This window comes from Egicoccus sp. AB-alg6-2 (assembly GCF_041821025.1).
In the GTDB taxonomy this organism is placed as follows: domain Bacteria; phylum Actinomycetota; class Nitriliruptoria; order Nitriliruptorales; family Nitriliruptoraceae; genus Egicoccus.
Map to the genome: position 1 here is coordinate 119,027 of NZ_JBGUAY010000003.1, position 25,385 is coordinate 144,411.

The 25,385-nt window shown below is 72.0% G+C and carries 25 protein-coding genes and 2 tRNA genes; 16 read left to right on the top strand and 11 right to left on the bottom strand.

Annotated elements, in window-relative coordinates:
• Positions 1-14 precede the first annotated feature (14 nt).
• Together cofC and ACERMF_RS05440 are read left to right on the top strand one after the other, a co-directional pair.
• A complete protein-coding gene (gene cofC, locus ACERMF_RS05435) occupies positions 15-659 on the top strand; it encodes a 2-phospho-L-lactate guanylyltransferase (RefSeq protein WP_373668015.1) in 645 nt (214 codons plus the stop codon).
• 56 nt (positions 660-715) lie between these two features.
• Positions 716-922, top strand: coding sequence for a hypothetical protein (locus tag ACERMF_RS05440; protein WP_373668016.1), 207 nt, complete (start codon positions 716-718; stop codon positions 920-922).
• 22 nt (positions 923-944) lie between these two features.
• On the opposite strand, the gene ACERMF_RS05445 is transcribed toward ACERMF_RS05440, so the two are convergent.
• Positions 945-1,748, bottom strand: a complete 804-nt coding sequence (locus ACERMF_RS05445; protein WP_373668017.1) for a hypothetical protein — start codon at positions 1,746-1,748, stop codon at positions 945-947.
• Positions 1,749-1,813: 65 nt separating this feature from the next.
• Here ACERMF_RS05445 and ACERMF_RS05450 point away from each other — a divergent pair, with 65 nt between their 5' ends.
• Positions 1,814-2,899: a GNAT family N-acetyltransferase gene (locus ACERMF_RS05450; protein ID WP_373668018.1), complete on the top strand. Its 1,086-nt coding sequence runs from the start codon at positions 1,814-1,816 to the stop codon at positions 2,897-2,899.
• Between the two features lie 152 nt (positions 2,900-3,051).
• On the opposite strand, the gene serB is transcribed toward ACERMF_RS05450, so the two are convergent.
• A complete protein-coding gene (gene serB / locus ACERMF_RS05455; RefSeq protein ID WP_373668019.1) occupies positions 3,052-4,284 on the bottom strand; it encodes a phosphoserine phosphatase SerB in 1,233 nt (410 codons plus the stop codon).
• A gap of 63 nt (positions 4,285-4,347) precedes the next feature.
• On the opposite strand from serB, the gene dapC reads away from it, so the two are divergent.
• A complete protein-coding gene (gene dapC, locus ACERMF_RS05460) occupies positions 4,348-5,523 on the top strand; it encodes a succinyldiaminopimelate transaminase (RefSeq protein WP_373668020.1) in 1,176 nt (391 codons plus the stop codon).
• Between the two features lie 116 nt (positions 5,524-5,639).
• On the opposite strand, the gene ACERMF_RS05465 is transcribed toward dapC, so the two are convergent.
• Entirely contained in the window at positions 5,640-6,620 is a 981-nt protein-coding gene (locus ACERMF_RS05465; protein ID WP_373668021.1) for a DUF368 domain-containing protein, read from the bottom strand.
• Positions 6,621-6,659: 39 nt separating this feature from the next.
• Positions 6,660-7,445 carry a glycerophosphodiester phosphodiesterase family protein gene (locus ACERMF_RS05470; protein WP_373668022.1) on the bottom strand — a complete coding sequence of 262 codons (786 nt, stop codon included), beginning with the start codon at positions 7,443-7,445 and terminating at the stop codon, positions 6,660-6,662.
• A 137-nt stretch (positions 7,446-7,582) separates the two neighbouring features.
• Between ACERMF_RS05470 and ACERMF_RS05475 the strand changes: the two genes are divergently transcribed.
• The 9 genes from ACERMF_RS05475 (at position 7,583) to ACERMF_RS05515 (ending at position 16,437) form a co-directional block, all read left to right on the top strand.
• Positions 7,583-8,641 carry a DapH/DapD/GlmU-related protein gene (locus ACERMF_RS05475; RefSeq protein WP_373668023.1) on the top strand — a complete coding sequence of 353 codons (1,059 nt, stop codon included), beginning with the start codon at positions 7,583-7,585 and terminating at the stop codon, positions 8,639-8,641.
• The gene (gene dapE / locus ACERMF_RS05480; protein ID WP_373668024.1) at positions 8,634-9,755 is read left to right on the top strand and encodes a succinyl-diaminopimelate desuccinylase; all 1,122 of its coding nucleotides are present in this window, start codon (positions 8,634-8,636) and stop codon (positions 9,753-9,755) included. The genes ACERMF_RS05475 and dapE overlap by 8 nt, the downstream gene beginning before the upstream one ends.
• Entirely contained in the window at positions 9,752-10,441 is a 690-nt protein-coding gene (locus ACERMF_RS05485) for a 2-phosphosulfolactate phosphatase (protein WP_373668025.1), read from the top strand. Before dapE ends, ACERMF_RS05485 begins: the two co-directional genes overlap by 4 nt.
• A 30-nt stretch (positions 10,442-10,471) precedes the next feature.
• Positions 10,472-12,022 (top strand): ATP-dependent DNA ligase, encoded by a 1,551-nt coding sequence (locus ACERMF_RS05490; RefSeq protein WP_373668026.1) that lies wholly within the window; start codon positions 10,472-10,474, stop codon positions 12,020-12,022.
• A gap of 148 nt (positions 12,023-12,170) precedes the next feature.
• Positions 12,171-13,106 (top strand): ABC transporter substrate-binding protein, encoded by a 936-nt coding sequence (locus ACERMF_RS05495; protein WP_373668028.1) that lies wholly within the window; start codon positions 12,171-12,173, stop codon positions 13,104-13,106.
• Positions 13,107-13,153: 47 nt separating this feature from the next.
• A complete protein-coding gene (locus tag ACERMF_RS05500) occupies positions 13,154-13,957 on the top strand; it encodes an ABC transporter permease subunit (protein WP_373668029.1) in 804 nt (267 codons plus the stop codon).
• Entirely contained in the window at positions 13,957-14,703 is a 747-nt protein-coding gene (locus tag ACERMF_RS05505; RefSeq protein WP_373668030.1) for an amino acid ABC transporter ATP-binding protein, read from the top strand. The genes ACERMF_RS05500 and ACERMF_RS05505 overlap by 1 nt, the downstream gene beginning before the upstream one ends.
• On the top strand, positions 14,700-15,656 hold the full coding sequence (pip, locus tag ACERMF_RS05510; protein WP_373668031.1) for a prolyl aminopeptidase: 957 nt from the start codon (positions 14,700-14,702) through the stop codon (positions 15,654-15,656). The genes ACERMF_RS05505 and pip overlap by 4 nt, the downstream gene beginning before the upstream one ends.
• A 121-nt stretch (positions 15,657-15,777) precedes the next feature.
• Positions 15,778-16,437, top strand: a complete 660-nt coding sequence (locus tag ACERMF_RS05515) for an HNH endonuclease signature motif containing protein (RefSeq protein WP_373668032.1) — start codon at positions 15,778-15,780, stop codon at positions 16,435-16,437.
• A gap of 51 nt (positions 16,438-16,488) precedes the next feature.
• Here the strand turns inward: ACERMF_RS05515 and ACERMF_RS05520 are convergent.
• From ACERMF_RS05520 to ACERMF_RS05530, 3 genes are all read right to left on the bottom strand, one after another.
• Positions 16,489-16,561: transfer RNA gene (locus ACERMF_RS05520), tRNA-Glu, on the bottom strand.
• A 97-nt stretch (positions 16,562-16,658) separates the two neighbouring features.
• A tRNA-Gln gene (locus ACERMF_RS05525) sits at positions 16,659-16,730 on the bottom strand.
• A gap of 148 nt (positions 16,731-16,878) precedes the next feature.
• On the bottom strand, positions 16,879-18,480 hold the full coding sequence (locus ACERMF_RS05530) for a glutamate--tRNA ligase (RefSeq protein WP_373668033.1): 1,602 nt from the start codon (positions 18,478-18,480) through the stop codon (positions 16,879-16,881).
• Positions 18,481-18,626: 146 nt separating this feature from the next.
• Between ACERMF_RS05530 and ACERMF_RS05535 the strand changes: the two genes are divergently transcribed.
• Positions 18,627-19,085 carry a hypothetical protein gene (locus ACERMF_RS05535; RefSeq protein WP_373668034.1) on the top strand — a complete coding sequence of 153 codons (459 nt, stop codon included), beginning with the start codon at positions 18,627-18,629 and terminating at the stop codon, positions 19,083-19,085.
• A gap of 7 nt (positions 19,086-19,092) precedes the next feature.
• On the opposite strand, the gene purB is transcribed toward ACERMF_RS05535, so the two are convergent.
• A complete protein-coding gene (purB, locus tag ACERMF_RS05540; RefSeq protein WP_373668035.1) occupies positions 19,093-20,511 on the bottom strand; it encodes an adenylosuccinate lyase in 1,419 nt (472 codons plus the stop codon).
• A 149-nt stretch (positions 20,512-20,660) separates the two neighbouring features.
• Between purB and ACERMF_RS05545 the strand changes: the two genes are divergently transcribed.
• Positions 20,661-21,779, top strand: a complete 1,119-nt coding sequence (locus ACERMF_RS05545; RefSeq protein ID WP_373668036.1) for an EAL domain-containing protein — start codon at positions 20,661-20,663, stop codon at positions 21,777-21,779.
• A gap of 10 nt (positions 21,780-21,789) precedes the next feature.
• On the opposite strand, the gene ACERMF_RS05550 is transcribed toward ACERMF_RS05545, so the two are convergent.
• Complete coding sequence (locus tag ACERMF_RS05550; RefSeq protein ID WP_373668037.1) at positions 21,790-21,963, bottom strand: DUF1059 domain-containing protein; 174 nt, start codon at positions 21,961-21,963, stop codon at positions 21,790-21,792.
• Positions 21,964-22,132: 169 nt separating this feature from the next.
• Between ACERMF_RS05550 and ACERMF_RS05555 the strand changes: the two genes are divergently transcribed.
• Positions 22,133-22,645: a TspO/MBR family protein gene (locus ACERMF_RS05555; RefSeq protein WP_373668038.1), complete on the top strand. Its 513-nt coding sequence runs from the start codon at positions 22,133-22,135 to the stop codon at positions 22,643-22,645.
• On the opposite strand, the gene ACERMF_RS05560 is transcribed toward ACERMF_RS05555, so the two are convergent.
• On the bottom strand, positions 22,642-23,451 hold the full coding sequence (locus tag ACERMF_RS05560) for a fumarylacetoacetate hydrolase family protein (RefSeq protein WP_373668039.1): 810 nt from the start codon (positions 23,449-23,451) through the stop codon (positions 22,642-22,644). The two genes, ACERMF_RS05555 and ACERMF_RS05560, sit on opposite strands and share 4 nt — an antisense overlap.
• 34 nt (positions 23,452-23,485) lie before the next feature.
• The gene (cimA, locus tag ACERMF_RS05565) at positions 23,486-25,129 is read right to left on the bottom strand and encodes a citramalate synthase (RefSeq protein WP_373668040.1); all 1,644 of its coding nucleotides are present in this window, start codon (positions 25,127-25,129) and stop codon (positions 23,486-23,488) included.
• Positions 25,130-25,385 lie beyond the last annotated feature (256 nt).

The window sequence follows — 25,385 nt, forward strand, 5'->3', positions numbered from 1 at the left end:
CTAGGCTGCCGCGGATGTCGTCGAACACGGTCGCTCTCGTCCCGCTCCGCGCCCCCGGAGTGGGCAAGACGCGTCTCGCGGACGCGTTGTCGCCCGAACGTCGCGCTGCGCTCGCCGGCGCGATGCTCGCCGACGTGTGCGATGCACTGGCGGTGGCCGCCGTCGACGCCCTCGTCGTCGTGGCCGGTGGCGAGGCCGCCGCGGCGGCCGCCTGCGCGCTCGGGCTCGAGGTCGTGCTCGACCCTCCCGGCTGTGACGGCCTCGACGCGGCGCTGTGGGCGGCGCAACAGCGGGTTGGGCCGGTCGGTGCGCTGCTCGTGGTGACCGCCGACCTGCCGCGACTGGCGGCCGACGACGTCACGGCCGTGCTCGACACCGATGCCGAGGTGGTGGTCGCACCGACCGACGACGGCGGCACGGGCGGACTGCTCCGTCGCCCCGGCGACGTCATGCCCACCGCCTACGGTCCGCGCTCTGCACGTCGCCATCGCATCGAGGCAGCGGCCCGGGGGCTGCGTGTCGCCACCTGTCACCGGCCCGGGTTCGCCACGGACGTCGACACGCTCGGCGACCTCGCATCACTGCGCACCGGACCGCTCGGGCGGGCGACCACGGCGGTGCTGGAGCGCTGGACCTACCAGGACGCCGAGACCGGCTGAACCGGCGGTCGCGGCTATCCTCGCCGCTTCGAACCCGAGATCAGGAGCGTCCCGACATGCCCCAGGGCACGGTGCGGAACTACGACCCGGTGACCCGGACGGGCACGGTGCTCGACGACCGGCTGCGGGAACTGCCCTACGACCAGGCGACCTTCGATGCGTCGGGACTGATGGAGCTGCGGCTCGGTCAGCGCGTCCGGTTCGAACTCGAAGGCGACGAGGACGACCCGCGCGTCACCCGCCTCGGCATCGTCTCGATGTGACCCTGCCGCGGAGGCGTGCGCGTCACGCCTTCGCGGGGAGTTCGTCCAGCACGAGCGCGGTGCGGGCGAACAGCCCCTGGCCGTGGTCGACACCGTTCTGGTCGGACCACTCGCGGGTCTCGTCGAGCGCCGCGCGCATGGCCTGGACCGCCTCCGGCGCCGTGGCGCCGTGCTCGGCGAGGGCCGCTGAGGCCACCTTGTCGGGGTCGGTCTCGATCAGTTCGCGCACCAGGCGGTCGGGGTCTTTCTCGTCGCGCCAGGCCAGTGCACAGGCGGCCGTGAACGCCGGTGAGTCGAAGTCGCCGTCCGAGGCGATGACGGCGAGGTGCATCAGCGCCTTGGCCGAGAGCCGGTCCTCGTCGGCGACGGCGGCCACCAACGGCGCGTAGGGGCCGAGTTCGGTTTCGCCCACCAGCGGAGCGTGCAACTGCAGGTACTTGACCCGCACCGGCAGGTTCTGGTGCACCTCGAGGTCGTCCGGCGCGTCGCCTCCGTCCAGCCACTGCTTCAGCGGCTTCGCCTGCTCCCAGTACTCGGCCGGGCTGACCGACGCCCGCAGCGAGGCGGGTGCCGCCAGCGTCTTGGCCGGGTCCACGCTGTAGCTGACCAGGCCACGTCCGTACTCGTCGGCGTGCGCTTCGGCGTAGTCCCGGGACAGCCAGGCGCTGACGCGCTTGCCGTGCGCGAACGTGCCGGGCGCCGCGGCATCGAAGTCGCTGGGTGGGCCGAACAGCGTCGACAGGTCGGCGCGGGTACGCAGGCCGTCCTCCTCGATGAGGGGCAGCCGGCGGGTCGGGGTGAGGTGGAAGACGTCGACACGGGGCACGGAAACGGCGCTCCTGGCTGGGTCGGGTGGCGGGCGCCGAGGGTAGTCGCCCGTAGCATGCGTCCGTGCCCGACGACCTGCCACCCTCCGCCCTGCCGACGCCACCAGACGGCTTCTCGCTGCGGCGCGCCACCTGGGACGACCTGTTCACCGTCGCCGGGCTGTACGCGGCGTGCTCGTTGGCGCGGGTGGGTGCCGTCACGACCCGCCCCGGCGACCTGCGGGTGCGTTGGCTGGAGCTCGGAGGACCACAGGACGTGCTGCTGGTCGAGCACCCGGACGCGTCCCCCGCGCTGGTGGCGGCGCTGGAGTTCCAGGCCGACGTCGACCCGTGGACCGACGAGCTCGACCTGCATGTCGAGGGCAAGGTCCACCCCGCGTGGGAGGGGCACGGGCTGGCCACCTACCTCCTCGACCACGCCGAACGGCGGGCACGCCGCGAGGCATGGCTCGCGGGACGCGCGACGGCGGTGCTGCGCACGACCGTCGTCGACGGCGACGAGCGGGCGCGGTCCTTCTTCGCCCACCGCGGCTTCGTGCCCGTCCGCCACCTGCTGCAGTTGCGGCTGGACCTGCACGCCTCGCCCCCGCAAGCGGTGTGGCCGGCGGGGGTGGGCTGCCGGACGTTCGTGCCCGGGCGTGACGAGGAGGCGCTGTGGTCGGCGCACCTGGCGGCGTTCGCCGACAACCCGGAGTTCCTGCCGCTGGAACTGCACGACTGGGTCGAGTTCCACACCCGCGACCCGGGCTTCGACCCTTCGCTGGTGCTGCTCGCCGAGGCGGACCCGGGCATCGGGGTGTCCGACGCGGACGGGCTCGATGCGCCGACGGTCGTCGGGTTCGCCTGGTGCCGGGCCGGCGCGGAAGGCGCCGCCGAGGAGGGCTGGATCCGCGACCTCGCCGTGGTCCCGGCGTGGCAGGGCCGAGGGATCGGCATGGCGCTGCTGCGGGCGGCGTTCGGCGCGTTCCGGACCCGGGGGCTGACGGGCGTGCGGCTCGAGGTCGACGACGTGACGATGGACGGCGCCGTCGGCCTGTACCGGCGCGCCGGAATGCGCATCGCGAGGCGCACCGACGTCCTCGAGCAGCTGCTGGTCACCGCCGCCAGCATCGACGACCCCGGGCCGCCACCGCTGCCCCCCGCCGCCTGACGGAATGGCACGGTGCCCCGGCAGCAGGAACCGAACGGCACGGTGCCCCGGCAGCAGGAACCGGCGGGCACCGAACTTGCCGCCGGTGACCGTTCCGGCCGCAGGAACCGAACGGCACGGTGCCCCGGCAGCAGGAACCGGCGGCAAAGAATTCAGACCGGCGGGGTGCCCGGAACCGGGAGCGGCGCGTCGCGGACGAGATCGGGGTCGTTGGCGTCGGCGGCGTCCACCTCGTCGCGGCGAATGCCGAGCAGGAACAGGATCGCGTCGAGGTAGGGCACCGAGACCGCGGTGTCGGCGGCGTCGCGGACCACGGGCTTGGCGTTGAAGGCGATGCCGAGGCCCGCGGTGGCGAGCATGTCGAGGTCGTTGGCGCCGTCGCCGATGGCGACGGTCTGTTCGAGCGGGATCTGCTCGGCGGCGGCGATGCGGCGCAGGACCGCCGCCTTGCCGGCACGGTCGACGACGTCACCGAGAACGCGGCCGGTGAGGTGGCCGTCGACCACCTCGAGTTCGTTGGCGACCGCGTGGTCGAGGTCGAGGTCGTGGGCGAGCACGTCGGTGACGGCGGTGAACCCGCCCGAGACGATCGCGACGGTGTAGCCCAGCCGCTTGAGCGTCCGCACGAACGTGCGTGCGCCGGGGGTGAGCCGCAGGCGGGCCCGGACCTCGTCCAGCGCACTGGCGGGGGTGCCGGCGAGCTTGGCGACCCGCTCGCGCAGGGAGGCCTCGAAGTCGAGTTCGCCGTTCATCGCCCGTGCCGTGATGTCGGCGACCTCGCCGGCGCAACCGGCGACGTCGGCGAGCAGTTCGATGACCTCGTCCTGGATCAGGGTCGAGTCCACGTCCATGACCACCAGGCGCTTGGCCCGCCGTTCGAGGCTCTCCCGCTGGATGGCGACGTCGACGCCGTGCTGACGGCTGGCGGCGACCAGCGCCCGCCGCATCACCTCGACGTCGCCGTCGACGACCACGAACTCGTAGGAGACCACCGGGTAGCGCGAGAGACGCAGGATGCGGTCGATGTTGCCGTCGCCCTCGGCGATCGCGCCCGTGACCCCGGCCAGCGCACCCGGCGCAAGGGTCTGTCCGATGACGGTCACCACGAAGCGGGGCTTGGTGGCCCGCTGTGAGGTCTCCTCGACGACCTCGAACTCGAGTTGCAGCCCGTGCTCCCAGCCGTGAAAGAGCAGGTCCTTCAGGACGTCGTCGCCGGCGGTGACACCGACAAGCAGGTCGAGGGTGAGGCGTTCGCGGACCACCACCTGTTCCATGTCGTACAGGTGCGCACCGGTCGAAGCGAGCACGCCGAGCAGCCCCGTCGTGATGCCGGGGCGGTCGCGTCCGGTGCAGCGCACCAGGATCGTCCGTAGCGCCTCGTCCATGACGCGGGAGCCTATCGACCTCCGCCTACGCTCCCCGTCGCAGGCACGTGGAGGAAACGCACCATGGCAACGACGAACCCGGCGCTCGAGCAGCTGGGCGGCTACCCGCTCGCGGGGTTGCAGGACCTCGCCAACGAGCTGCGGGCCGATGGCGGCCCGGTAGCCGATTTCTCGATCGGCGACCCGGACGAACCCACGCCGCCGTTCATCCGTGACGCGTTGATCGACGCGGTCGGGCCGGTCAGCCGCTATCCCACGGCGGCCGGACAGCGGGCGTTGCGTGAGGCCGTCGCGAGCTGGGTCCGGACCCGCCACGGCGTCGAGGTCGACCCCGACGTGCACGTGCTGCCGTCCGCGGGCAGCAAGGAGGCGATCTTCCACCTGCCGCTCGCCGTGCTCGATCCCCACGGGGACCGGCGGGCGGTCGTCTGGGGCGACCCCGGCTATCCGGTGTACGGGCGTGGCGCCCTGTTCGCGGGCGGGGTCTCCGATCCGGTGCCCCTGACCCACGAGGGCGCGTGGCGCCTCGAACTGGGCGATCTCGGCGCCGACCGCCTCGCGGCCGCCTGCCTCGCCTGGGTGAACTACCCCCACAACCCCACCGGTGCGGTCGTCGACGTCGACTACTACCGCCGCCAGGTCGCAACGGCACGGGAACAGGGCCTGCTGCTGGCCTCGGACGAGTGCTACCAGGAGGTGTGGTTCGACGAGCCGGCGCCGAGCGTGCTCGAGGTGTGCGAGGGCAACTTCACCGACGTGCTCGCCTTCGTGTCGCTGTCCAAGCGCTCGGGCATGACCGGCTATCGCGCCGGGGCGATCGTCGGCGACCCGGAGCTGATCCGTCGCCTGCGCCTGCTGCGACCCAACGTCGGCACCGCCTCGCCCGACTTCGTCCAGGTGGCGGCGACGGCCGCGTGGCGCGACCAGACCCACGTCGATGCCAGGCGGGCGGTGTTCGCCGCCAAGCGCGACGTGGTGCTCGGCTTCCTGCGTGACGCGGGCATCGAGGTGAGCGGCTCGGACGCGACCTTCTACGTCTGGTTCCGCGCCCCGGGCGGCGACGACACCGGCTACGCCGAGGCGCTGCTGAAGGAGCGCATCATCGCCTCCCCCGGGACCGCGTTCGGACCGGCCGGAGCGGGGTGGATGCGCCTGGCGCTGGTCCCGACCGTCCAAGGCTGCCGCGAGGCGGTCGAACGCTGGGCCGAAGCCATCGACGCCGGACGCCTGCCGAGCTGACACCGCCGTGTCACGGCTCCGCATCGATGTCGCGCCAACTCGCCACCGGTGCGTGATTGCCGCGACACCGACGACACCACGCGACATGGCGTCCGGGTGGGCGCGCGTCGTCGTCCTCAGGTCCGTTCGGCGACGCGCTTGCCGAGCATGCCGACGACCAGCACGATGACGAGCGCCGTCAGCCCGAGCGCGAGTGCCGTCGGCACCTCGGTGGCGACCGGGGCGCCCAGCCGCGTGTCGCCGACCCCGTCGACGCCGCTCGGCCACGGCCACAACACGCGCACCGACCCGACCATCAACCCGACGAGGGCGGCCAGGACGAGGTCGTGCCAGCGCTGCAGGAGCCAGTTGAGCAGGGTGGCGAACGACGCCAGTCCGGCGACGCAGCCAGTCCCGACCACGGCGATCACGCCGAGGTCGCGCTCGCTGACCGCGTCGATGACGTTGGTGTACATGCCGAGCATCAGCAGCAGGAACGAGCCGGAGATGCCCGGCAGGATCATGGCGCAGACGCCGATCATGCCGGCGACGAGGAAGTGGGCCAGCGTGGGGTCGGCGACCGGCCCCGACCGTAGGCCGAGCACGACGAAGGTCAGCGCGCCGACGCCCAACACCACCAGCAGGTGGGTCCCGGAAGGTCGACGCAGTTCCTGCCAGGCCAGGACGGTCGCACCGGCGATGAGGCCCAGGAACAGCGCCGACATCGGCACGGGGTGGTGGTGCAGCAGTCCGCGGAGCAGCGTGGCAAGGGAAAAGATGGCGGCGAGGATGCCGAGCAGCAGGCTGACGACGAAGCCCCACTCGATCGCCGCGAACGCCGTCCCGGCGGCACGCAACTGCCCGCGCAGCAACAGCGACAACGTCCGCGCCCCCTGACGCACGTTGGCGATCAGGCGGGGGTAGATGCCGGTGATCAGGGCCACGGTGCCACCGGAGAACCCGGGTACGAGGTCGGCCGTGCCCATGCCGAAGCCGACGGCCGCGGTCCCCAGCAGGTCCAACGGACGCTGCGGGGCCGTGTCCGGCGCAGCCTCTGGTGGCCGTGGCGCGATCGGCTCGGCGTCGCCGCCCTGCGGGGCGGGGGGATGGCTGTCCACGTGGGGTCCGGTCGGGGATCGTCTGGCGGTCGCGGCACGCTACTCGTCGTCCCCGGGCGTGGCCTCCCAGCAGCCCCGCTCGGCCAGGACGTCGCGCAACAATCGGGTGCGGTCGCTGACCAGCCCGTCCACGCCGAGGTCGAGCAGTCGGTGCATCTCGCCCGGCTCGTTCACCGTCCAGACCTGGACCGGCATGGCGGCCCAATGGGCGGCGGCGAGGAAGCGGCGGTCGACGATCGGGATCGCCCCGAAGCGCAACGGAACCTGCAGCACGTCGGCGCGCAGGCGCACCCTGCTGCCGCCGCGCCGGGTCAACGACCCGATGCGCAGGCGACGCACCTCGGCGGGGCCGGCCGAGGTACACACCCGCTCGCCGAGGGCGTTGCGGATCCGGTCCAGCCGCGAGTCCGAGAACGAGCCGACGCAGATCCTGGCCAGCAGCTCGTCGTCACCACGCAGGCGGGCGATCATCGGCTCGACCGCCAGGTCGTCCTTGACGTCCACGATCCACCGCACGTCCGGAAAGCTCGCGACGGCCTCGTCGAAACGCGGGACCGGCTCGCGGCTCGAGATCCGCGCGCCCGAGACGACGTCCCAGGACAACCCGGCGATGGCACCGACGGTGTCGGTGACCCGGTCGAGCGTGGGGTCGTGGTGGAGCACCAGCACCCCGTCGCTGGAGACGTGCACGTCCGTTTCGAGGTAGCGGTAGCCGAGCGCGACCGCGTCGGCGAAGGCCGCCATCGAGTTCTCCGCACCGACGTGGTCGCCACCCCGGTGCGCAATGGCGACCGGCCCGTCGGCGTCGAGGAACGGATGGGGCACGGTCGGCTCCTCTTCGTAGGGACGCGGTTGGCGGTGGGGCGAACAGTCGGGTGGGCCGCGGAGGCAGTCTGGCACAGCCGTTAGGCTCGGCCGTCGGACGTCGCTGTCCGCCCGACCGCGCCCACGAAGGAACCGCCATGACCGCCACCGCCGCGCTCGGCATCGGCCTGGCCACCATCTCCGACGCCGGCGAGGGCACCAAGGTGCTCGACACCTGGTACCCGCTCGTCAAGCTCGACGACGCACCGACCGCGGCCGCCGCGCTCGCCGCCGCGGTCGGTCACCGTGGCGGAGCCGGCACGTTCGAGCTGACCGACGCGCACGTCGACGCCGTCACCGGACAGCAGAGCGTTTCCGACGCCGTCCGCGACGCGGTCGCCGCCGGGCAGGTGCCGCCCACCGTCGACACCGGCACACGTCGGCGGGCCGTGGTGACCTTCATCGAGGCACTGGACGCGGCTCCGGTCGACGCCCACGACGTCTACCTGCGGCTGCACCTGCTCTCGCATCGACTCGTCCAGCCGCACGGCGCTTCGCTGGAGGGCGCGTTCGGGCTGCTGAACAACGTGGTGTGGACCGACCTCGGGCCGTGCGACCCGGACGGGTTCACCGCCCTGCGCCTGCGGCTCGAGGCGGACGGGCACCGACTCCGCGTCAGCAGCGTCGACAAGTTCCCGCGCATGACCGACTACGTCGTGCCCGGCGGTGTGCGCATCGGCGACGCCGACCGGGTCCGCCTCGGCGCCCACCTCGCCCCGGGGACGACCGTGATGCACGAGGGGTTCGTCAACTTCAACGCGGGCACGCTCGGCGCCTCGATGGTCGAGGGCCGGATCTCCGCCGGCGTGGTGCTGGGCGACGGCTCCGACCTCGGTGGCAGCGCCTCGGTGATGGGCACGCTCTCGGGTGGTGGCAAGGAGGTGATCGCCGTCGGCGAACAGTGCCTGATCGGCGCCAATGCCGGCATCGGGATCTCGCTCGGTGACCGCTGCGTGGTCGAGGCCGGCCTCTACGTCACCGCGGGCACCAAGGTCACGCTGCCCGACGGCGCGATCGTCAAGGCCAGCGAACTGTCGGGCCAGGACGGCCTGCTGTTCCTGCGCGACTCGGTGACCGGAACGGTGCGCGTGCGCATGCGTCAGGGTGAGACGGCCGACTGGGGCGGCCTCAACGCCGACCTGCACGCCAATGACTGACCGCGACGACCTGGTCACCCGCCTGGTCGAGCACTGCGGCCACCTCTGCACCACCGGCGACGAGGGCCCGATCGCCGACGCGATGCAGGCGCGCTACACCGACCTCGGCGAGGAGGTCACCCGCGTCGGGCACAGCATCGTGGTGGACGGACGCCGTGGGATGCCGGCCCGTCCCCTGGTGCTGCTGGTCGGCCACCTCGACGTCGTCCCGCCCACGGACGCCGACGTGCAAACGCGTCGTGAGGACCGCGACGGTGTCGACGTGGTCGTGGGACGCGGCACCTCGGACATGAAGGCGGGCAACGTGGTCGCCATGGCGGCCTTCGAGGACCGGGCCCTGCGCGAGGCATCGCCCTACGACCTCGCGCTCGTCCTCTATGCGGGTGAGGAGGGACCGGCCGACGGCAACGAGCTTCGGACCGTGCTCGACGAGGTGCCGTGGCTGCGGGAGGCGGCACTGGCCATCGTGCTGGAACCGACCGACGGCGAGGTGCAACTGGGCTGCCTCGGTGGACTGCACGCCGTCGTGACGTTCGCGGGTCGACAGGCGCATTCGGCACGGCCATGGCACGGCCGCAACGCGCTGACGATGGCCGGGGCGTTCCTGGCCGAACTCGACGCCGACCACGTCCGCGAGGTCGACCTGGACGGGATCGTCTACAAGGACGTGTGGTCGGCGACGCAGGCGTGGACCGACGGCCTCGGGCCGGGGCCCCGTGCGGAGACCACGCCGGTCCGCAACGTCATCCCGGGTGCGTTCATGGTCAACCTCAACTTCCGGTTCGCGCCGTCGCGCGACCTGGCCGAGGCCGAGGCCGAGCTTCGCGAGCGGATCGGGGACCGGGCGCGGGTCGAGATCGTGGACCGCTCCCCCGGCGCGCCGCCGCGGTTGTCCGACCCGGTCGTGCGGGCGTTCGTCGACCGCATCGGCGCGCCCGTCGCGGCGAAGCAGGCCTGGACCGACGTCGCCCGCTTCGCCGAGGTCGGCGTACCCGCGCTCAACTACGGCCCGGGGCTGACGGCACAGGCGCACCAACGCGGCGAGTACGTCCGCGTCGACGACCTCGAGATCGCGGCCACGCGACTGCGGTCGTTCCTGGCGACGCCGGTGTGAGCGGCGCCGTCTTCGTCGACCTCGACGGCGCGGCGGCCGACGACGCCGTGGTCGTGATCGATGTCCTGCGCGCCTTCACGACCGTTCCCTGGGCACTGCACCGGGGAGCGGGACGCGTGCTGGCCGTCGACACGCCCGAGCGCGCGTTCGCGCTGCGCGAGCAACACGTTCCCGACGCCGTGCTCGCGGGCGAGCAGGGCGGCAAGCCCCTTGACGGGTTCGACCTCGGCAACTCCCCCAGCGACGTGGCGACCTGGGACTTCGCCGGTCGCCCGTTCGTGCACCGCACCACCGCCGGCACCCAGGGGCTGGTCCGCTGTCAGGACAGCCCGGTGCTGCTCGCCGCCTCGTTCGTGACGGCGGCGGCGACGGCACGGGCCCTGCGGTCGGCAAGGGTCTCGCGGGTGACCTACGTGGTCACGGGCGCCTCGCTCGGTCGCGACGGCGACGAGGACCTCGCCTGTGCCGAGTTGATCGCGGCGCGGGTCGCGGGGAACGACCCCGATCCGCGGCCGTTCCTCGAGCGGGTCGCGTGCAGCGACGCCGGCCGCACGTTCGGCGGCGACGGGCCGGCCTGGCTGCCGCAGATCGACGTCGATCTCGCCCGCGAGGTCGACCGCTTCGACGTGGCCCTGTTCGCCCGACCGGTCATCGAACTGGAGGCGGTCGAGCTCGTCGGCGGCTAGACCTCGGAGGTCGCCGAGCGGAGGGTGCGTGTGCTGCTGTCGGAGCTGGTGGCGGTGTCCGCCGAGGTCGCCGCCACACGGAGCCGGAAGGCGAAGAACGCCGCACTGGTGACCGCGTTGCGGGCGCTGGATCGGGACGAGCTGGAGGCGGGGGTGGCCTTTCTGTCCGGCGAACCGCGCCAGGAACGCCTCGACCTCGGCCCCTCCGGCGTGTTCGGCATCGACGCGGAACCCGCCGACGACGCGACCCTGACCGTTGGCGAGGTCGACGCGACCCTGCAGGCCATCGCCGACGTCGAGGCAGGAACCGGGTCCCGCAGCCGCCGCCTGCAGCTGTTGGCCGATCTGTTGGCGCGAGCGACCCCGCAGGAGCAGGAATTTTTGCGTCGGCTCGTCGTGCGCGAACTGCGTCAGGGCGCCCTGTCCGGGCTGCTGACCCAGGCGGTCGCCACGGCGGCGGAGCTGCCGGAAGCCGCCGTGCGACGCGCCGCGATGCTCACCGGAGATCTCCGGCGCACGGCCGTGGCCGCGCTGACCGAAGGCGCCGCCGGCCTCGAGACGTTCCGGCTCGAGCTCGGCACGCCGTTGCAGCCCATGCTCGCCCAGACCGCCGCCACGGTCGCGGACGCGATGGCCGACCTCGGCGAGGTGGTCGTCGACGCCAAGCTCGACGGCGCACGGGTCCAGGTCCACCGCAACGGCGACGCGGTGCACGCGTTCACGCGCAACCTCCTGGAGGTCACCCACCGCGTCCCCGAGGTCGTCGAGGCCGCGCGAGCACTGGCGGCGACAAGGGTGGTGTTGGACGGCGAGGTGCTCGCCCTGGACGACGAGGGTCGACCGCACGCGTTCCAGGACACCATGCAGCGCTTCGGGACCGAGGTCGCCCCCGAGCGTCCCGCCGACGAGATGCGCCTGCAGGTGCGCTTCTTCGACCTGCTCCACGTCGACGGTCGCGACCTGATCGACCTCCCCCTGCGCGAGCGGCTGGCGGAGCTGGCGGACGTGGTTCCCGCGTCGCTGCGGATCGACCAACTGCGTACCGCGGACCCGGCGGAGGCCCACGAGTTCCTCCGGGGCACGCTGGCCGCCGGCCACGAAGGTGTCATGGTCAAGGACCTCGACGCGGCGTACGAGGCCGGACGTCGCGGGGCGGCGTGGCGCAAGGTGAAGCCGGTCCACACGCTGGATCTCGTCGTGCTCGCGGCCGAGTGGGGATCGGGACGCCGACGCGGTTGGCTGTCCAACCTGCACCTGGGCGCGTACGACCCCGACCGCGACGTGTTCGTGATGCTCGGCAAGACGTTCAAGGGGCTCACGGACTCGGTCCTGGCCTGGCAGACCGAGCAGCTGCTCGCCAGGGAGACGCATCGCGAGGGGCACGTCGTCCACGTGCGGCCGGAACTGGTGGTCGAGATCGCCCTCGACGGGCTCGTCCGATCGCCGCGCTACCCCGCGGGGCTCGCGATGCGCTTCGCCCGTGTCCGCGGCTACCGCCCCGACAAGGACCCTCGCGACGCCGACACCGTCGCGACCGCACGGGCATTGCACGCCGGTGAGGTGCCGCCGCCGATCGACTGAGGCTGCCCGGGCGCCGATGCACGGTTCGGCACGTTCTTCCGTTTCAGGCGCTGCGGTTCGCCCCGCCCCAGCTACCGTCTGCCATCTCGGACGCCGGGCGGATCCTCCCGTGACCGCCGTGTGCGACCGGACGACGAGGAGGACGCAAGTGAACGTGCGCAGGACGGCTGCCGGCCTGGCAGCGCTCGCACTCGTCGCCAGCGCGTGCGGCGGCGACACCACCGACAGCACCACCGTCGACGAGCCGACGACCGGTGCGACCGACGACGCGACGGGCGGCACGACCGACGACGCGACGGACGACGCGACGGACGACGCCGATGGGCAGGCGACCGCCTGCGGGCCGGACAGCCCTGACCTGTTCCAGCAGGGGCAGCTCACCGTGGCGACCGGCGAGCCGGTGTTCCCGCCATGGATGATGGACGACGACCCCGCCAGCGGCGAAGGTTTCGAGAGCGCGGTGGTCTATGCGCTGGCCGAGGAACTCGGCTTCGCCGAGGACCAGGTGAGCTGGGTGCGCACCGGGTTCGACGAGGCGATCGGTCCGGGCGAGAAGGACTACGACTTCAACATCCAGCAGTACTCCATCACCGAGGAACGCGAACAGGTCGTCGACTTCTCGGTGCCCTACTACGAGGTGGACAAGTCGCTCGTCGCGCTCAGCGACAGCCCCGCCGCGTCCGCCACCTCGCTCGACGAACTGCAGGACGTCCGGTTCGGCGCCGTGGTCGGCACCACGGACCTCGCCTACATCGAGGACGTCATCGGCGTCGACGACGTCGCGGTCTACGACGACCAGGCCGGCCTGTTCCAGGCACTGCAAGGCGGGCAGATCGACGCCACGGTCTTCGGGTTGCCGGGCGCGCTGTTCGTCACGGCGGTGCAGGTCGAGGACTCGGTCATCGCCGGCATCCTGCCGGGTGAACCGATGGACGACGGACTCGGACTGCTGTTCGAGGAGGGAAGCCCGCTGGTCCCCTGCGTGGACGAGGCGCTCGAATCGTTGCGCGCCGACGGAACGCTCGACGCGCTGGCCGAGGAGTGGCTGGCCGGGGGCGGCGACATCCCCACCATCTCGGAGTGATCCCGCAACGCCCTGCCGCGCCGGCACCCCCGCCGGCGCGGCACCGTGTGCCGACCGGCCAGCAGGTTCGCCCCCTGCTGATCGCCGCGGTCAGCACGGCGCTCGTGTTCGGGTTGCTCGCGGTGTTCGTGGCGTCGTCGCCGCAGTGGCCGCGCATCCAGGCCACCTTCTTCGGCCCCGAACAGATGCGTGCGTCGTTCCCCCAGGTACTGCGGGGGTTCTGGCTCAACATGCGCATCTTCGCGATCGGGCAGGTCGCGATCCTGGTCCTGGCGCTCCTCGTCGCCGTGGCCCGGTCGCTGACCGGACCCGTCGCGGCACCGCTCCGGATCGGCGCCGTGGTCTTCATCGACCTGCTGCGCGGCGTGCCGTCCCTGCTGCTGATCCTGCTGTTCGGCTTCGGGATCCCCGCCCTGCAACTCCCCGGGCTCGGTCGCAGCAGCCTGTTGTGGGGCACGGTCGCGCTCATCCTGAGCTACTCGGCCTACACCGCCGAGGTGTACCGGTCGGGGATGATCGCCGTCCACGACAGCCAACGCGCGGCCGCGAAGGCGCTCGGGCTGTCGCAATGGCAGTCCCTGCGCTACGCCGTCGTTCCGCAGGCGGTCCGCAACGTCACGCCGGCGCTGCTCAACGGGGCGGTGTCCCTGCAGAAGGACGTCGTCCTGCTCAGCGTCATCGGTGCGCGCGAGGCCGTCCGCGAGGCACAGATCTACACCGCCGGAACGTTCAATTACTCGAGCTACGTCGTCGCGGCGTTGCTGTTCCTGCTGGCGAGCGTCCCGCTCGCGCGGTTCACCGACTGGTACACCCGCCGGGACCAGCTGCGCCGGCTGCAGAGGGCGTTCTGATGCGACCACGCGTCGAGGTCGAACGCCTCACCAAGTACTACGGCGACACGCTGGTGCTCGACCAGGTCGACCTCGCCGTCGCCGATCACGAGGTGGTGTGTCTGATCGGCGCCTCCGGATCCGGCAAGTCGACGCTGCTTCGGTGCGTGGCCCGGCTGGTCGAGTACGACCACGGCACGATCCGCCTGGACGGGGTGGCGCTGGAGAGCGGCGACCTGGCCGAGCGGGAACTGCGCAAACGGGTCGGGATCGTGTTCCAGTCCTACAACCTGTTCCCGCACCTGAGCGTGCTGGACAACGTCACCCTGGCTCCCCGCAAGGTGCACCATCAGCGACGCCGTCAGGCCGAGGACCGCGCCCGCGGACTGCTGCAGCTGTTCGGCATGGCCGAGTTCGCCGACAGCTACCCCGACCGGCTCTCGGGAGGTCAGCAGCAACGTGTCGCGATCGTGCGGGCCATGGCGACCGAGCCGGACGTGCTGCTGCTCGACGAGGTGACGGCGGCGCTCGATCCTGAACTGATCGGTGGGGTGCTGGCCGTCATCCGCGACTTGAAGGAGCGCGGCATGACGATGTTGATCGTCACCCACGAGATGGGATTCGCCCGCGACGTCGCCGACCGGGTCGCCTTCCTCGACGAGGGCAGGATCTGCGAGATCTCGCCGCCCGACCAGCTGTTCGCCGACCCCGAACATCCCCGCACGCGCCAGTTCCTGCAGCGCATCATCGAGTCCGGCCGGTTGTGACCCGTTATCCCGCCATCGAGCCGTACGACGCGGGCCTGCTCGACGTGGGCGACGGTCACCGCGTCCACTACGAGGTCTGCGGCAATCCCCGGGGGCGACCGGCGCTGGTGGTCCACGGTGGACCGGGATCGGGCTGCACGCCGGGACTGCGCCGCTTCTTCGACCCCGCGCGCTACCGCGTGGTGCTGGTCGACCAGCGCGGGTGTGGTCGCAGCCGCCCCCACGCCAGCGAGCCGCTGGTCGACCTCGACACGAACACGACCGCTCACCTCGTGGCGGACTTCGAGCGCGTCCGGGAGCACCTTGACATCGACCGGTGGCTGCTGTTCGGCGGCTCGTGGGGATCGACGCTGAGCCTCACCTACGCCGTCGAACACCCCGAGCGGGTCAGTGCGGCGGTGCTGCTGGCCATCACGACCGGGCGACACGACGAGGTCGCCTGGGTCGCCGGTGGCGTCGCCAGGTTCTTCCCGGAGGCCTGGGAGCGGTTGCGGGCCGGACTTCCTCCCGGTTCGCGCGACGACGACGTCGTCGCGGGCTATCACCGGTTGTTGACCGACCCCGATCCGGCGGTGCACACGCCGGCGGCGCGACGGTGGTGCGACTGGGAGGACGCGATCGTCGCGATGGCTCACGATCAGCCGGCCGATCCCCGCTACCTCGACCCGCGCTTCCGGTTGGCCTTCGCCCGCCTGGTCGTCCACTACTTCCGCCACCGGCTGTTCCTCGACGACGGCGAGGTGCTCGCGCGGGTGCCGAGCCTGGCGGGGACACCCGCGGTGCTGATCCAGGGACGGCTCGACCTGACCGCGCCGATGGACAACGCGTGGCGGCTGCATCGGGCGTGGCCCGGCAGCGAGCTGGTGGTGCTCGGCGGCGCGGGGCACGGGACCGGCGAGGGCATGGACGACGCGATCCTCACCGCCCTCGACCGCTTCGCCAGCTCTTGCTGACTCCCCCCGCCACGTCTGAACGTGTCTGGCGGCGGGGACCCAGGCGCAACGTGTCACAGGCTTCTGGCAGCCTCGGTGCGACTTCGAACGAGGGCTCGCGGGGGCGGGTCAGGACCAGAAGGTGATCTGCAAGGAAGACGACTGCAGCAAGCAGGTGTACGCCCGCGGCTGGTGCGGGATGCACTACAAGCGGTGGTTGCGCAGCGGTAGCCCGATCCGCGGCGAACGACCTGAGGCGTGCGCCGTCGACGGCTGCGACCGGCAGGCCAAGTCGCGTGGCTGGTGCCATGCGCACTATCAGCGGTGGCGCAACAGCGGAGACGTTCGGGCGCAGGTGCCGGTCCGTCGAGCCGGTCCGTGCGAGGTGGACGGCTGCGACCGCCAGCGATACGCACGCAGGCTCTGCAACACCCACTACCGGCGGCTGCTCGACACCGGCGACGCCCGGCCCGACCGCCCGATCCGCATCGTGACCGGCGAAGGCTCACTCAGCCATGGCTACTGGAAGGTGCAGATCGGGTCCGAGGAGCAGTGGTTGGCGCCCGGCCTCGCATCCGTCCTCGAGCATCGCCTGGTGATGGCTCGTCATCTCGGAAGGCCGCTGCGGGACGACGAGGTGGTGCACCACATCAACGGTGTCCGGACCGACAACCGGATCGAGAACCTCGAGTTGTGGAGTACCGGGCATCCCCGCGGTCAACGCATCGAGACAAGGTCACGTTCGCCGTGGCGATCCTCCGCCGCTACGCCCCAGACCTGCTTCGACCCGGTGAGGAAATGAAATGAGGGCCGACCGGATGGCCGACCCTCATTTCATGCGTTGCAAATCGCGTACCCCCGAGCGGATTTGAACCGCCGTTACCGCCTTGAGAGGGCGGCGTCCTAGGCCGCTAGACGACGGGGGCGTAGGACTTGCTGCTGCCTCGACGGTGCGAGGCGGGCGGAGACTAACCGAAGTCGGTCTCCGGGGTCGAACCCGCGCTCGCGCGCGCACTCGACCAGCTCGGGGGGAAGGACTCGAACCCTCAATAACTGGACCAGAACCAGCCGTGTTACCGATTACACCACCCCCGAAAGGGTTCGGCACCGGCGTTGGCGGTCACGTCCTCGCGTCGTCGTGGCCCGGTCCTGGTTCCGGTGTCGACGCTCGGCCGCCGTGGTCGGTGCGCGGCGCGAAGGGTACGCGGCGCGTCACGATGTCGCAAAGCGTGCGCGCCGGGGGTCAGCGCTCCTCGCGGGCCTGCCGGGCGACGGGAAGCGCGGCCGACAGGCGGTCGAGCGTCCGCTCGCGACCGAGCAGTTCGATCGACTCGAACAGCGGTGGGCTGACCGACGACCCCGTGACCGCCACGCGGATCGGCTGCGCCACCTTCCCGAACCCGATGCCGAGCTCCTCGGGCAGCCCCCGCAGGGCCGCCTCGATGGCGCCGAGATCCCAGTCGGCGTCGGCCAGGACGCGCTGGGCCGCCTCGATCGCCTCGACCGAACCGGCCTTGCCGAAGACCTTGGCGACGCTGTCGGCGTCGAAGTCGACCGCGTCGCGCAGGAACGCGGGCGCATACCGCTGCACCTCGTCGAGGCGCTGCATCCGCTCCTGCACCAGGGGCACCAGGCCGGTCAGAACGGCCAGCTGCTCGTCGGTGGGCGGGGTGGCCACCAGCACGTCCTCGCCGTAGGTCCCGTCGAGGAACGGCACCAGCCGCCGTGCGAGTTCCCCGACCGGCAGCTCGCGGATGCGCTCGCCGTTGAACGCGGTGAGCTTGTCCACGTCGAAGGCCGCAGCGGAACGTCCGACCCCGCTGAGGTCGAACTCGGCGATCATCTCGGCGTCGGTCAGCCGCTCGCGGCCGTCGCCGGTCGACCAGCCGAGCAGCGCGAGGTAGTTGCGCAACGTCTCGGGCAGGAACCCCTGGCGCGCGAACTCCTGGATCGACACCGACCCGTGGCGCTTGGACAGCTTCTTGCGGTCCATGCCGACCACCATGGGCAGGTGCGCGAACGCCTCCGGCGGGCCCCAGGACGGCTCGCGGGCGGGCAGGCCGACCTCCGCCAGCGCGGCGTCGAGGATGGTCGAGCCCGCCCCGTCGTCGGTGGTCAACAGCTCGTGCAGCAGGACCTGACGGGGCGTGACCGACAGCAGGTCCTCGCCGCGACAGATCAACGAGATGCCCTGCGCGAGGTCGTCGACCGAGTTGGCCAGGGGGTACGTCGCGCTGCCGTCGGAGCGGGCGATGACCGGGTCGGAGATCTGCGTCCAGTCCCACCCCACCTCACCGCGCACGAGGTCGTGCACGGCCACGCGACCGGACTCTGGGGTGCGCAGCCGGAGCGAGGCGGGACGGCCTTCGGCGGCGAAGCGTTCCAGCTCCTGCTCGGTGTGCTCGAACGTCGACGCCTTCACCACCGGCGGGCCGTCGCCCTGACCCGCGCGTTGCGCCTCGCGCCAGGCTTCGAGGTCCTCGGCCGTACGGTGGTCGCGGTAGGTCGCGCCGTACGCCTCGAGCCGTCGTGCCACCGCGGCGTACAACGCGGTCCGCTCGGACTGGCGGTACGGACCGTAGGCGCCACGGGATGCGAACCCGTCGCCCTGGGGCTCGGGGCCCTCGTCCCAGTCGAGCCCGATCCAGGCCATCGCCTCCATCATGGAGCGCATCGACTCCTCGGTCGCCCGCGATGCATCCGTGTCCTCGATCCGGAACACGAACGTGCCACCGTGATGGCGGGCGTGGAGGTAGTTGTAGAGCGCGGCGCGGACGCTGCCGACGTGCAGCCACCCGGACGGGGCCGGACAGAAGCGCACGCGGGGGGCGGAGGTGGACGACACGGCGGATGGCCTCGAGGCGGAAGACGACACGGGACGTTGCGGGCGCGATGGTAGGGCGGTCAGTCCGGGACCTTGTCCTCTGCTGCGGCCGGCCGCGGCTGCCTACGGTCGGCAACACCTCGCCGACCCACGGGGAAGGAGACGCGATGACGACCGTGACCGTCGGCAGCGACCTTGCCGTCGAGCCCTCCGCCGTATGGCGCCGCCTCGTGGACGTGGACCGTCTCGTGGTCGAGGACCACGACCTCGACCTCGTCGACGTCGAGGGCCGCGGCGACCTGCACCCGGGCGCCCGCGTGGTGGTCAGCCGGCGTCACGACCGGCGGTTGTCGACCTACGACATCCGCGTGCTCGACGCCGTGCCCGAGCGGTTGCTCGCGCTCGCCGTGACCGCGGGCCGCGAGTCGTGGCTCGTGGAGGCGCGGTTGCGCACGCACGAGCACGGCACCGAACTGCTGGTGACGGCGCAACTGGACCCCGACGCGACGCCCGGCTCGGTCATCCGCGGCCTGGCGCGCCCGCTGGACATCGGGCTGTACCACGAGGTGACCGAACTGCTCGAGCGGTGGGTGCGGCACACCACGGCGCGGACGGCGATGTGCTGACGCCGCCTCAGATGATGGCACCGGGCCGGTAGGTCGCGGCGTCGGGGTGGCGCGCCGTCACCTCGGCGACGGCGTCGACGAACCGTGCGACCTGTTGCCCGGCAGCGCCGACGAACCCGAGCCGGTCGGCGAGCAGCGCGTCGAGCTCCGACCGATCGAGCGGAAGCCGCGGGTCGTCGGCGAGGCGCTCGACGAGGTCGTTGTCGGCGCGCCCGTCCTCGCGCATCGCCAATGCGGCGGCGACCGCGTGCTCCTTGATCGCCTCGTGCGCCGCCTCGCGTCCGACCCCGGCCCGGATCGCCGCCACCAGCACCTTCGTGGTGGCCAGGAACGGCAGGTACCGGGTGAGTTCACGTTCCACGACGGCCGGGTAGGCACCGAACTCCACCAGGACGGTCAGGAAGGTCTCGAACAGGCCGTCGACGGCGAAGAAGGCGTCGGGCAGCGCCACGCGACGGACCACGGAGTCGGACACGTCGCCCTCGTTCCACTGGGCGCCGGCGAGGCCGGCGACCATGACGAGGTGGCCGTCGAGGATCACCTTCAGGCCGTTGACCCGCTCGCACGAGCGTGCGTTCATCTTGTGCGGCATCGCCGACGAGCCGACCTGGCCGGGCTGGAACCCCTCGGTCGCCAACTCCTGGCCGGCCATGAGCCGGATCGTGGTCGCCAGACTCGACGGCCCGGACGCCACCTGCACCAGCGCGGCGACCACGTCGAGATCGAGCGAGCGCGGATACACCTGTCCGACGTTGTCGAGGCCGGCCGTGAACCCGAGGTGGCTCCGGACACGAGCCTCGAGGTCGTCGAGCCGGTAGGTGTCACCGAGCAGGTCGAGCATGTCCTGCTGGGTCCCGACCGGGCCCTTGATGCCGCGCAAGGGGTAGCGCGCGAGCAGTTCCTCGATGCGCCTGGTCGCTTGCAGCAACTCCTCGCCGGCGTTGGCGAAACGCTTGCCGAGCGTCGTCGCCTGCGCGGCGACGTTGTGGCTGCGACCGGCCATCACCAGTGCCGTGTGCTCGGCCGCCCGGTCCGCCAGCAAGCCGAGCGTGGCGACACAACGGTCCCGAACGAGCTCCAGGGAGCGACGGACCTGCAGCTGTTCGACGTTCTCGGTCAGATCCCTCGACGTCATCCCCTTGTGGACGTGCTCGTGGCCAGCAAGGGCGCAGAATTCCTCGATGCGTGCCTTGACGTCGTGACGCGTGACGCGCTCGCGGGCGGCGATCGCCTCCAGGTCGACGTCGTGCACGACGGCCTCGTAGGCCTCGATCACCCCGTCCGGCACGTCGACACCGAGCTCGCGCTGCGCCCGCAGGACGGCGATCCACAACTGGCGCTCCAGCACGACCTTGCCCGCCGGCGACCACAGCTCCCGCATGGCCGGCGCGGCGTAGCGGGCCGCCAGGACGTTCGGGATGGTCACGGGCGCTCCTTGTCGACGCTGGGTGTCGCCATCCTTCCACGTGCGGCGGTGCGGCCGCGAACCACGGCGAGCCCTCAAGCCGCGGCCGACGTCGCCGACAGGACCGGCGCCACCCGCCTGCCGCACCGAGCACCCGAACCGGAGCCTGCGTGAGCGTCACCGACCACGACTGGCGCCTCGCGCTTGCGGCCACGGTGTCGGACCGCCGGCCGCCGGGCATGGCCCTGCAGCCGATCGTGGACCTGCGTCGAGGCACGGTGGTGGGCCACGAGGTGCTGGCGCGTTTCCTTGGCCCGCCCGCCGCGACCCCCGACGTCTGGTTCGCCGCAGCCGAGCGCCTCGGTATGGGTTCCGCCCTGACCCGGGCCGTGCTGGAGCAGGCGCTGCGCCTGCTGCCCGAACTCCCAGCGGACACCTTCCTCGCGCTCAACCTCGAGCCGCTGCACGTCACCGATCCCGACGTCCGGGCGGTACTGCTCGACGCCGGCCGACTCGACCGGGTCGTTCTGGAGTTGACCGAGCATGCGGCGATCGACGACCCCACGGAGGTCCTGCGCGGACTCGAGCCGTTGCGCTCGGCCGGGGCACGGACCGCCATCGACGACGTGGGCTCGGGCTACGCCGGCCTCCAGGCGCTCCTGCGCCTGCGCCCCGACCTGGTCAAACTCGACCGCAGCCTAGTCCAGGACCTCGACCTCGACCCGGCCCGCCGGGTGTTGCTCCGGGCGCTCGGCGAGATCACCGACGGGATCGACGCCTGGCTGCTCGGCGAGGGCGTCGAAACCCTCGGTGAACTCGACGAGCTGGTGTCGATCGGTGTGCCGCTCGGCCAGGGCTACCTCCTGGGCCGGCCCGCGCAGGAGTTCACCGGCGAGATCCCGATGTCGATCGTGCGCGCGATCCTGGACCGGATCGCGCTGCAGGTCGAGACCGCCGACATGGCCACGCTCCTGGAGCGCCCGACGCAGCGGGTCGGGGATGTGCTGGTGTTCGATCGTGACATCGCGCTGGAGATCGACGGGTTCCGTCGACCCGCGGCACTGCTGCTGACCGGCCGCGGACGGGAGCCGGGCCTGCTGCTGGCCAAGATCACCGAGAGCGTCCGGGGCGTGGCGCAGCGGGCCGTGACCCGCGTCGCCGGCGCCTGGAGCGACCCGGTGGTCATGACCGACGGGCGAGGCACCGCGATCGGGATCGTGCGCGTGTCGCGGATGCTGGAACACCTTGCCGGCGACACACGTCAGCCGGCCGTCGAGAAGACCGGCTGACGGAGCGCCGTCAGACCGCCAGGATCCGGTCGAGGACCTGCTGCACCAGCGTTTCGGGAATCTCGGCGAGCCCGTGGTCGGCGCGGGCGTGCGCGGCGACCTGGGCGAGAACGGCGTTCTCGTCGGCACCGACGAACGCGGACTGACATCCGGGGACGGCGTCCCCGCAGGCGAACTGCTTCACGTTTGGCCCCTCCGGGGCTCAGGTGGGATGCCGGTCGGCCGGTCCGCCGCCCACTGAAGCCGCGACCGGCCGGGGACGGGGACGAACGGCCCGCAGCCGGCAGCATGGTCGCGCGGCTCCCTCCACCCTGGCGGTGGATACCGCCGAGAATCTTCGAAGGGCGACGACCGTGACCAGTGACGCCCGAACCGCGACACGCACCGACGGTGCTGGCCGGCAGACGCTCGCGCTGCTGGTCTTCGTCGCCGGAAGTGCCCTGGCCGGCGGCATCGGCAGCCTCCTGCAGGGCAGCGACGTCGGCTCGCGCTACCTCGCCCTCGACCGGCCGACGTGGGCACCGCCGTCCGAGGCGTTCGGCATCGTGTGGCCGATCCTGTACCTGCTGATCGGTGTGGCGGCGTGGCTGGTGTGGCGCCAGGCAGGGCGCGCCGGCGACGCGGGCCGGGAACTGTCGCTGTGGGGCGCCCAGCTGGTGGTGAACGCCGTCTGGCCGGGCGTCTTCTTCGGCCTGGCCTGGTTCTGGCCCGCCGTTGCGGTGATCGTCGTCCTCGACGCCCTCGTGGTCGCGACCCTGGTCGCGTTCTGGCGCCGAAGCCGCCTCGCGGCCCTGCTGCTGCTGCCCTACCTCGGCTGGCTGCTGTACGCCACCGCACTCAACGTCGCGATCGCGGCCGCGAACTAAGCCGGCTCGTGCCCGTTCGCCGGCGCGGCCTGCCGGTCGACCAGCGGGTTGTCCAGCACGCCGATGCCGTCGATCTCCACGCGGACCCGCTGGCCGGCCCGCATCGGGCCGACACCGGCCGGCGTCCCGGTCAGGATCACGTCGCTCGGCAGCAGCGTCGTCACCTGCGAGGCGACGCTGATCAGCTCGGCGATGCCGAACACGAGGTCGGCGGTCGTGCCGTCCTGTCGCAGCTCGTCATCGACGTAACAGCGGATGCGCACGTCCGTGGGGTCGAGGTCCGTCGCGATGGCCGGTCCCAGCGGGCAGAAGCTGTCGAACGCCTTGCCGCGGAACCACTGGCTCTCGCGCTGCTGGAGATCGCGGGCCGTGACGTCGTTGGCGATCGTGTAGCCGAGCACGCCCTGCAGGGCCTGTTCCGGCGTGACGCGCTGCATCAACGCCCCGATGACGACGGCGAGCTCGCCCTCGTGGTGGACCTCGTCGGTCATGTCGGTCGGGACGCGGATCGGCTCGCCGGGCCCGATGACCGACGACGACGGCTTGAGGAACAGCAACGGCTCGTCAGGCACGTCTCCGCCCATCTCGGCGGCGTGGTCGCGGTAGTTCTTCCCGGCGCAGATGACCTTGGACGGGATGACCGGCGCCAGCAGTTGCAGGCCCTCGAGCGGCGCCCGCTCGCCCGTCGGCTTGAACCTCGTGAACGGGTGGGGCTCGATCACCGACACGTGCCCGTCGTCCTCGAGCACGCCGTAGCGCGGGTTGGGGCCGGTCTGGGCGTGGACGAAGCGGACGATGCGGGGCACGGAGGAGGCTCCTGGTCGGGCGTGGATGGCGACGCTAGCGGGCCGGTTGGGGGTGCCAGTCGACCCGCAGGATCGCGTGGGTGTACGCATCGGCGAGCGCGAGCCACGACGCCTCGACCACGTTGGGGTGGACCCCGACGGTGTCCCACACGTCGACCCCGTCGGTCGACGTCACGAGCACCCGCGTCACGGCATCGGTGCCGGCCGAGGCCTCGAGGACCCGCACCTTGTAGTCGGACAGGTGCACCCGGTCGAGTTGCGGCCAGGTGCCGTTGACGGCGTTGCGGAAGGCGTGGTCGAGCGCGTCGACCGGTCCGTTGCCCTCGCCGGCTCCCAGGCGACGTTGCCCGCCGACGTCGACGGCCAGGATCGCCTCGGCCGGCCCCTGCGCACCGGCGAGGTCGGCGGAACCGCCCGCAACACTCACCCGGTAGTGCTGCGACCGGAACGGCTCCGACGTGGGCGGCAGCGAACCGGTGGTGCGGCGCAGCAACAACTCGAACGAGGCATCGGCTGCCTCGTAGGTCCAGCCCTCCGCCTCACGCCGCTTCACCTCGGCGAGCACCGCACGCGCCTGGTCGTCGTCGATGTCGACTCCGAGCTCCTTTGCCTTGAGCAGGATGTTGGAGCGCCCGGCGAGCTCGCTGACCACGAGCCGCTGCCGGTTGCCGACGTCCTCGGGCTCGATGTGCTGGTACATGTCGGGGGCCTTGGCGAGTGCCGAGGCGTGCAGCCCCGCCTTGTGGCTGAAGGCGGTGTGACCGACGTAGGGCGCGATCGACGGGGTGTTCTGGTTGCACAGCTCCGCGACCGTGTGGCTGATCTCGGTCAGGCGCTCGAGCCGGTCGGGTGCGACGAGTTCGAGGCCGCGCTTGAGCTGCAGGTCGGCGAGGATCGTGAACAGGTTCGCGTTCCCGCACCGCTCCCCCAGCCCGTTCGCCGTCCCCTGCACGTGGGTGGCGCCCGCCTCGACACCCAGCAGGGTGTTGGCGACCGCACATCCGCCGTCGTCGTGGAAGTGCAGGCCGACCTGGCTCGGCAGGTCGCGCACCAGCCCGCCCACGATCTCGGCCACGTCCCAGGGCATCGCGCCACCGTTGGTGTCGCACAACACCACGCACTCGGCCCCGGCTTCGGCGGCCGCGGCGGCGACCTCGCGGGCGTAGGCGTTGTCGCGCCCGAATCCGTCGAAGAAGTGCTCGGCGTCGAAGAAGACCCGCTTGCCGAGCCCGGTCAGGTGGCGGATGGAGTCGGTCACCATGTCGAGGTTCTCGTGACGCGGCACGCCCAGCGCCTCGTCGACGTGGTAGCCCCACGACTTGCCGACCAGGCACACCACCTCGGTGCGGGCGTCCACCAGCGCCTGCAGCAGGGGGTCGGCTTCGGCCGCGCGTCCAGGGCCACGCGTCATGCCGAAGGCGACCAGCGTCGCGGACCCGAGCGCGAGCTCACCGTCCGCCGCGCGGGCGAAGAACTCGGTGTCCTTGGGGTTGGCGCCCGGCCAGCCACCCTCGATGTAGGCGACGCCGAGCTCGTCCATGCGGCGGGCGACGCGCAGCTTGTCGTCCACGGACAGGCTCACGCCCTCGCGCTGGGTCCCGTCGCGCAGCGTGGTGTCGTACAGGTCCAGGCCCGGCCCTGGTTCGGGCAGGGGGCTGTGGTGGGTGGCGCTGGTCACGATCGGTCGTCCTCCTACGCGGCGCTGGTCGGCACGTGGCGACCGGACGACGGGAGGACCAGGCGAGCCGGGCCGCTCCCGCAGCCCGGTGCACACCGGCTACGGGAGCGGTGCAATCTCGATGACGAAGCGACGACCGGCGGGCACGACGGAGGGGACATGCCCCTGCGGTGCAGCGGTCGGACGCATCGTCGACTCCCTCATGGTGACGTGCGAGTGGCGACCGTACCGCCCGCTTCGCACCGCTGTCGACTCC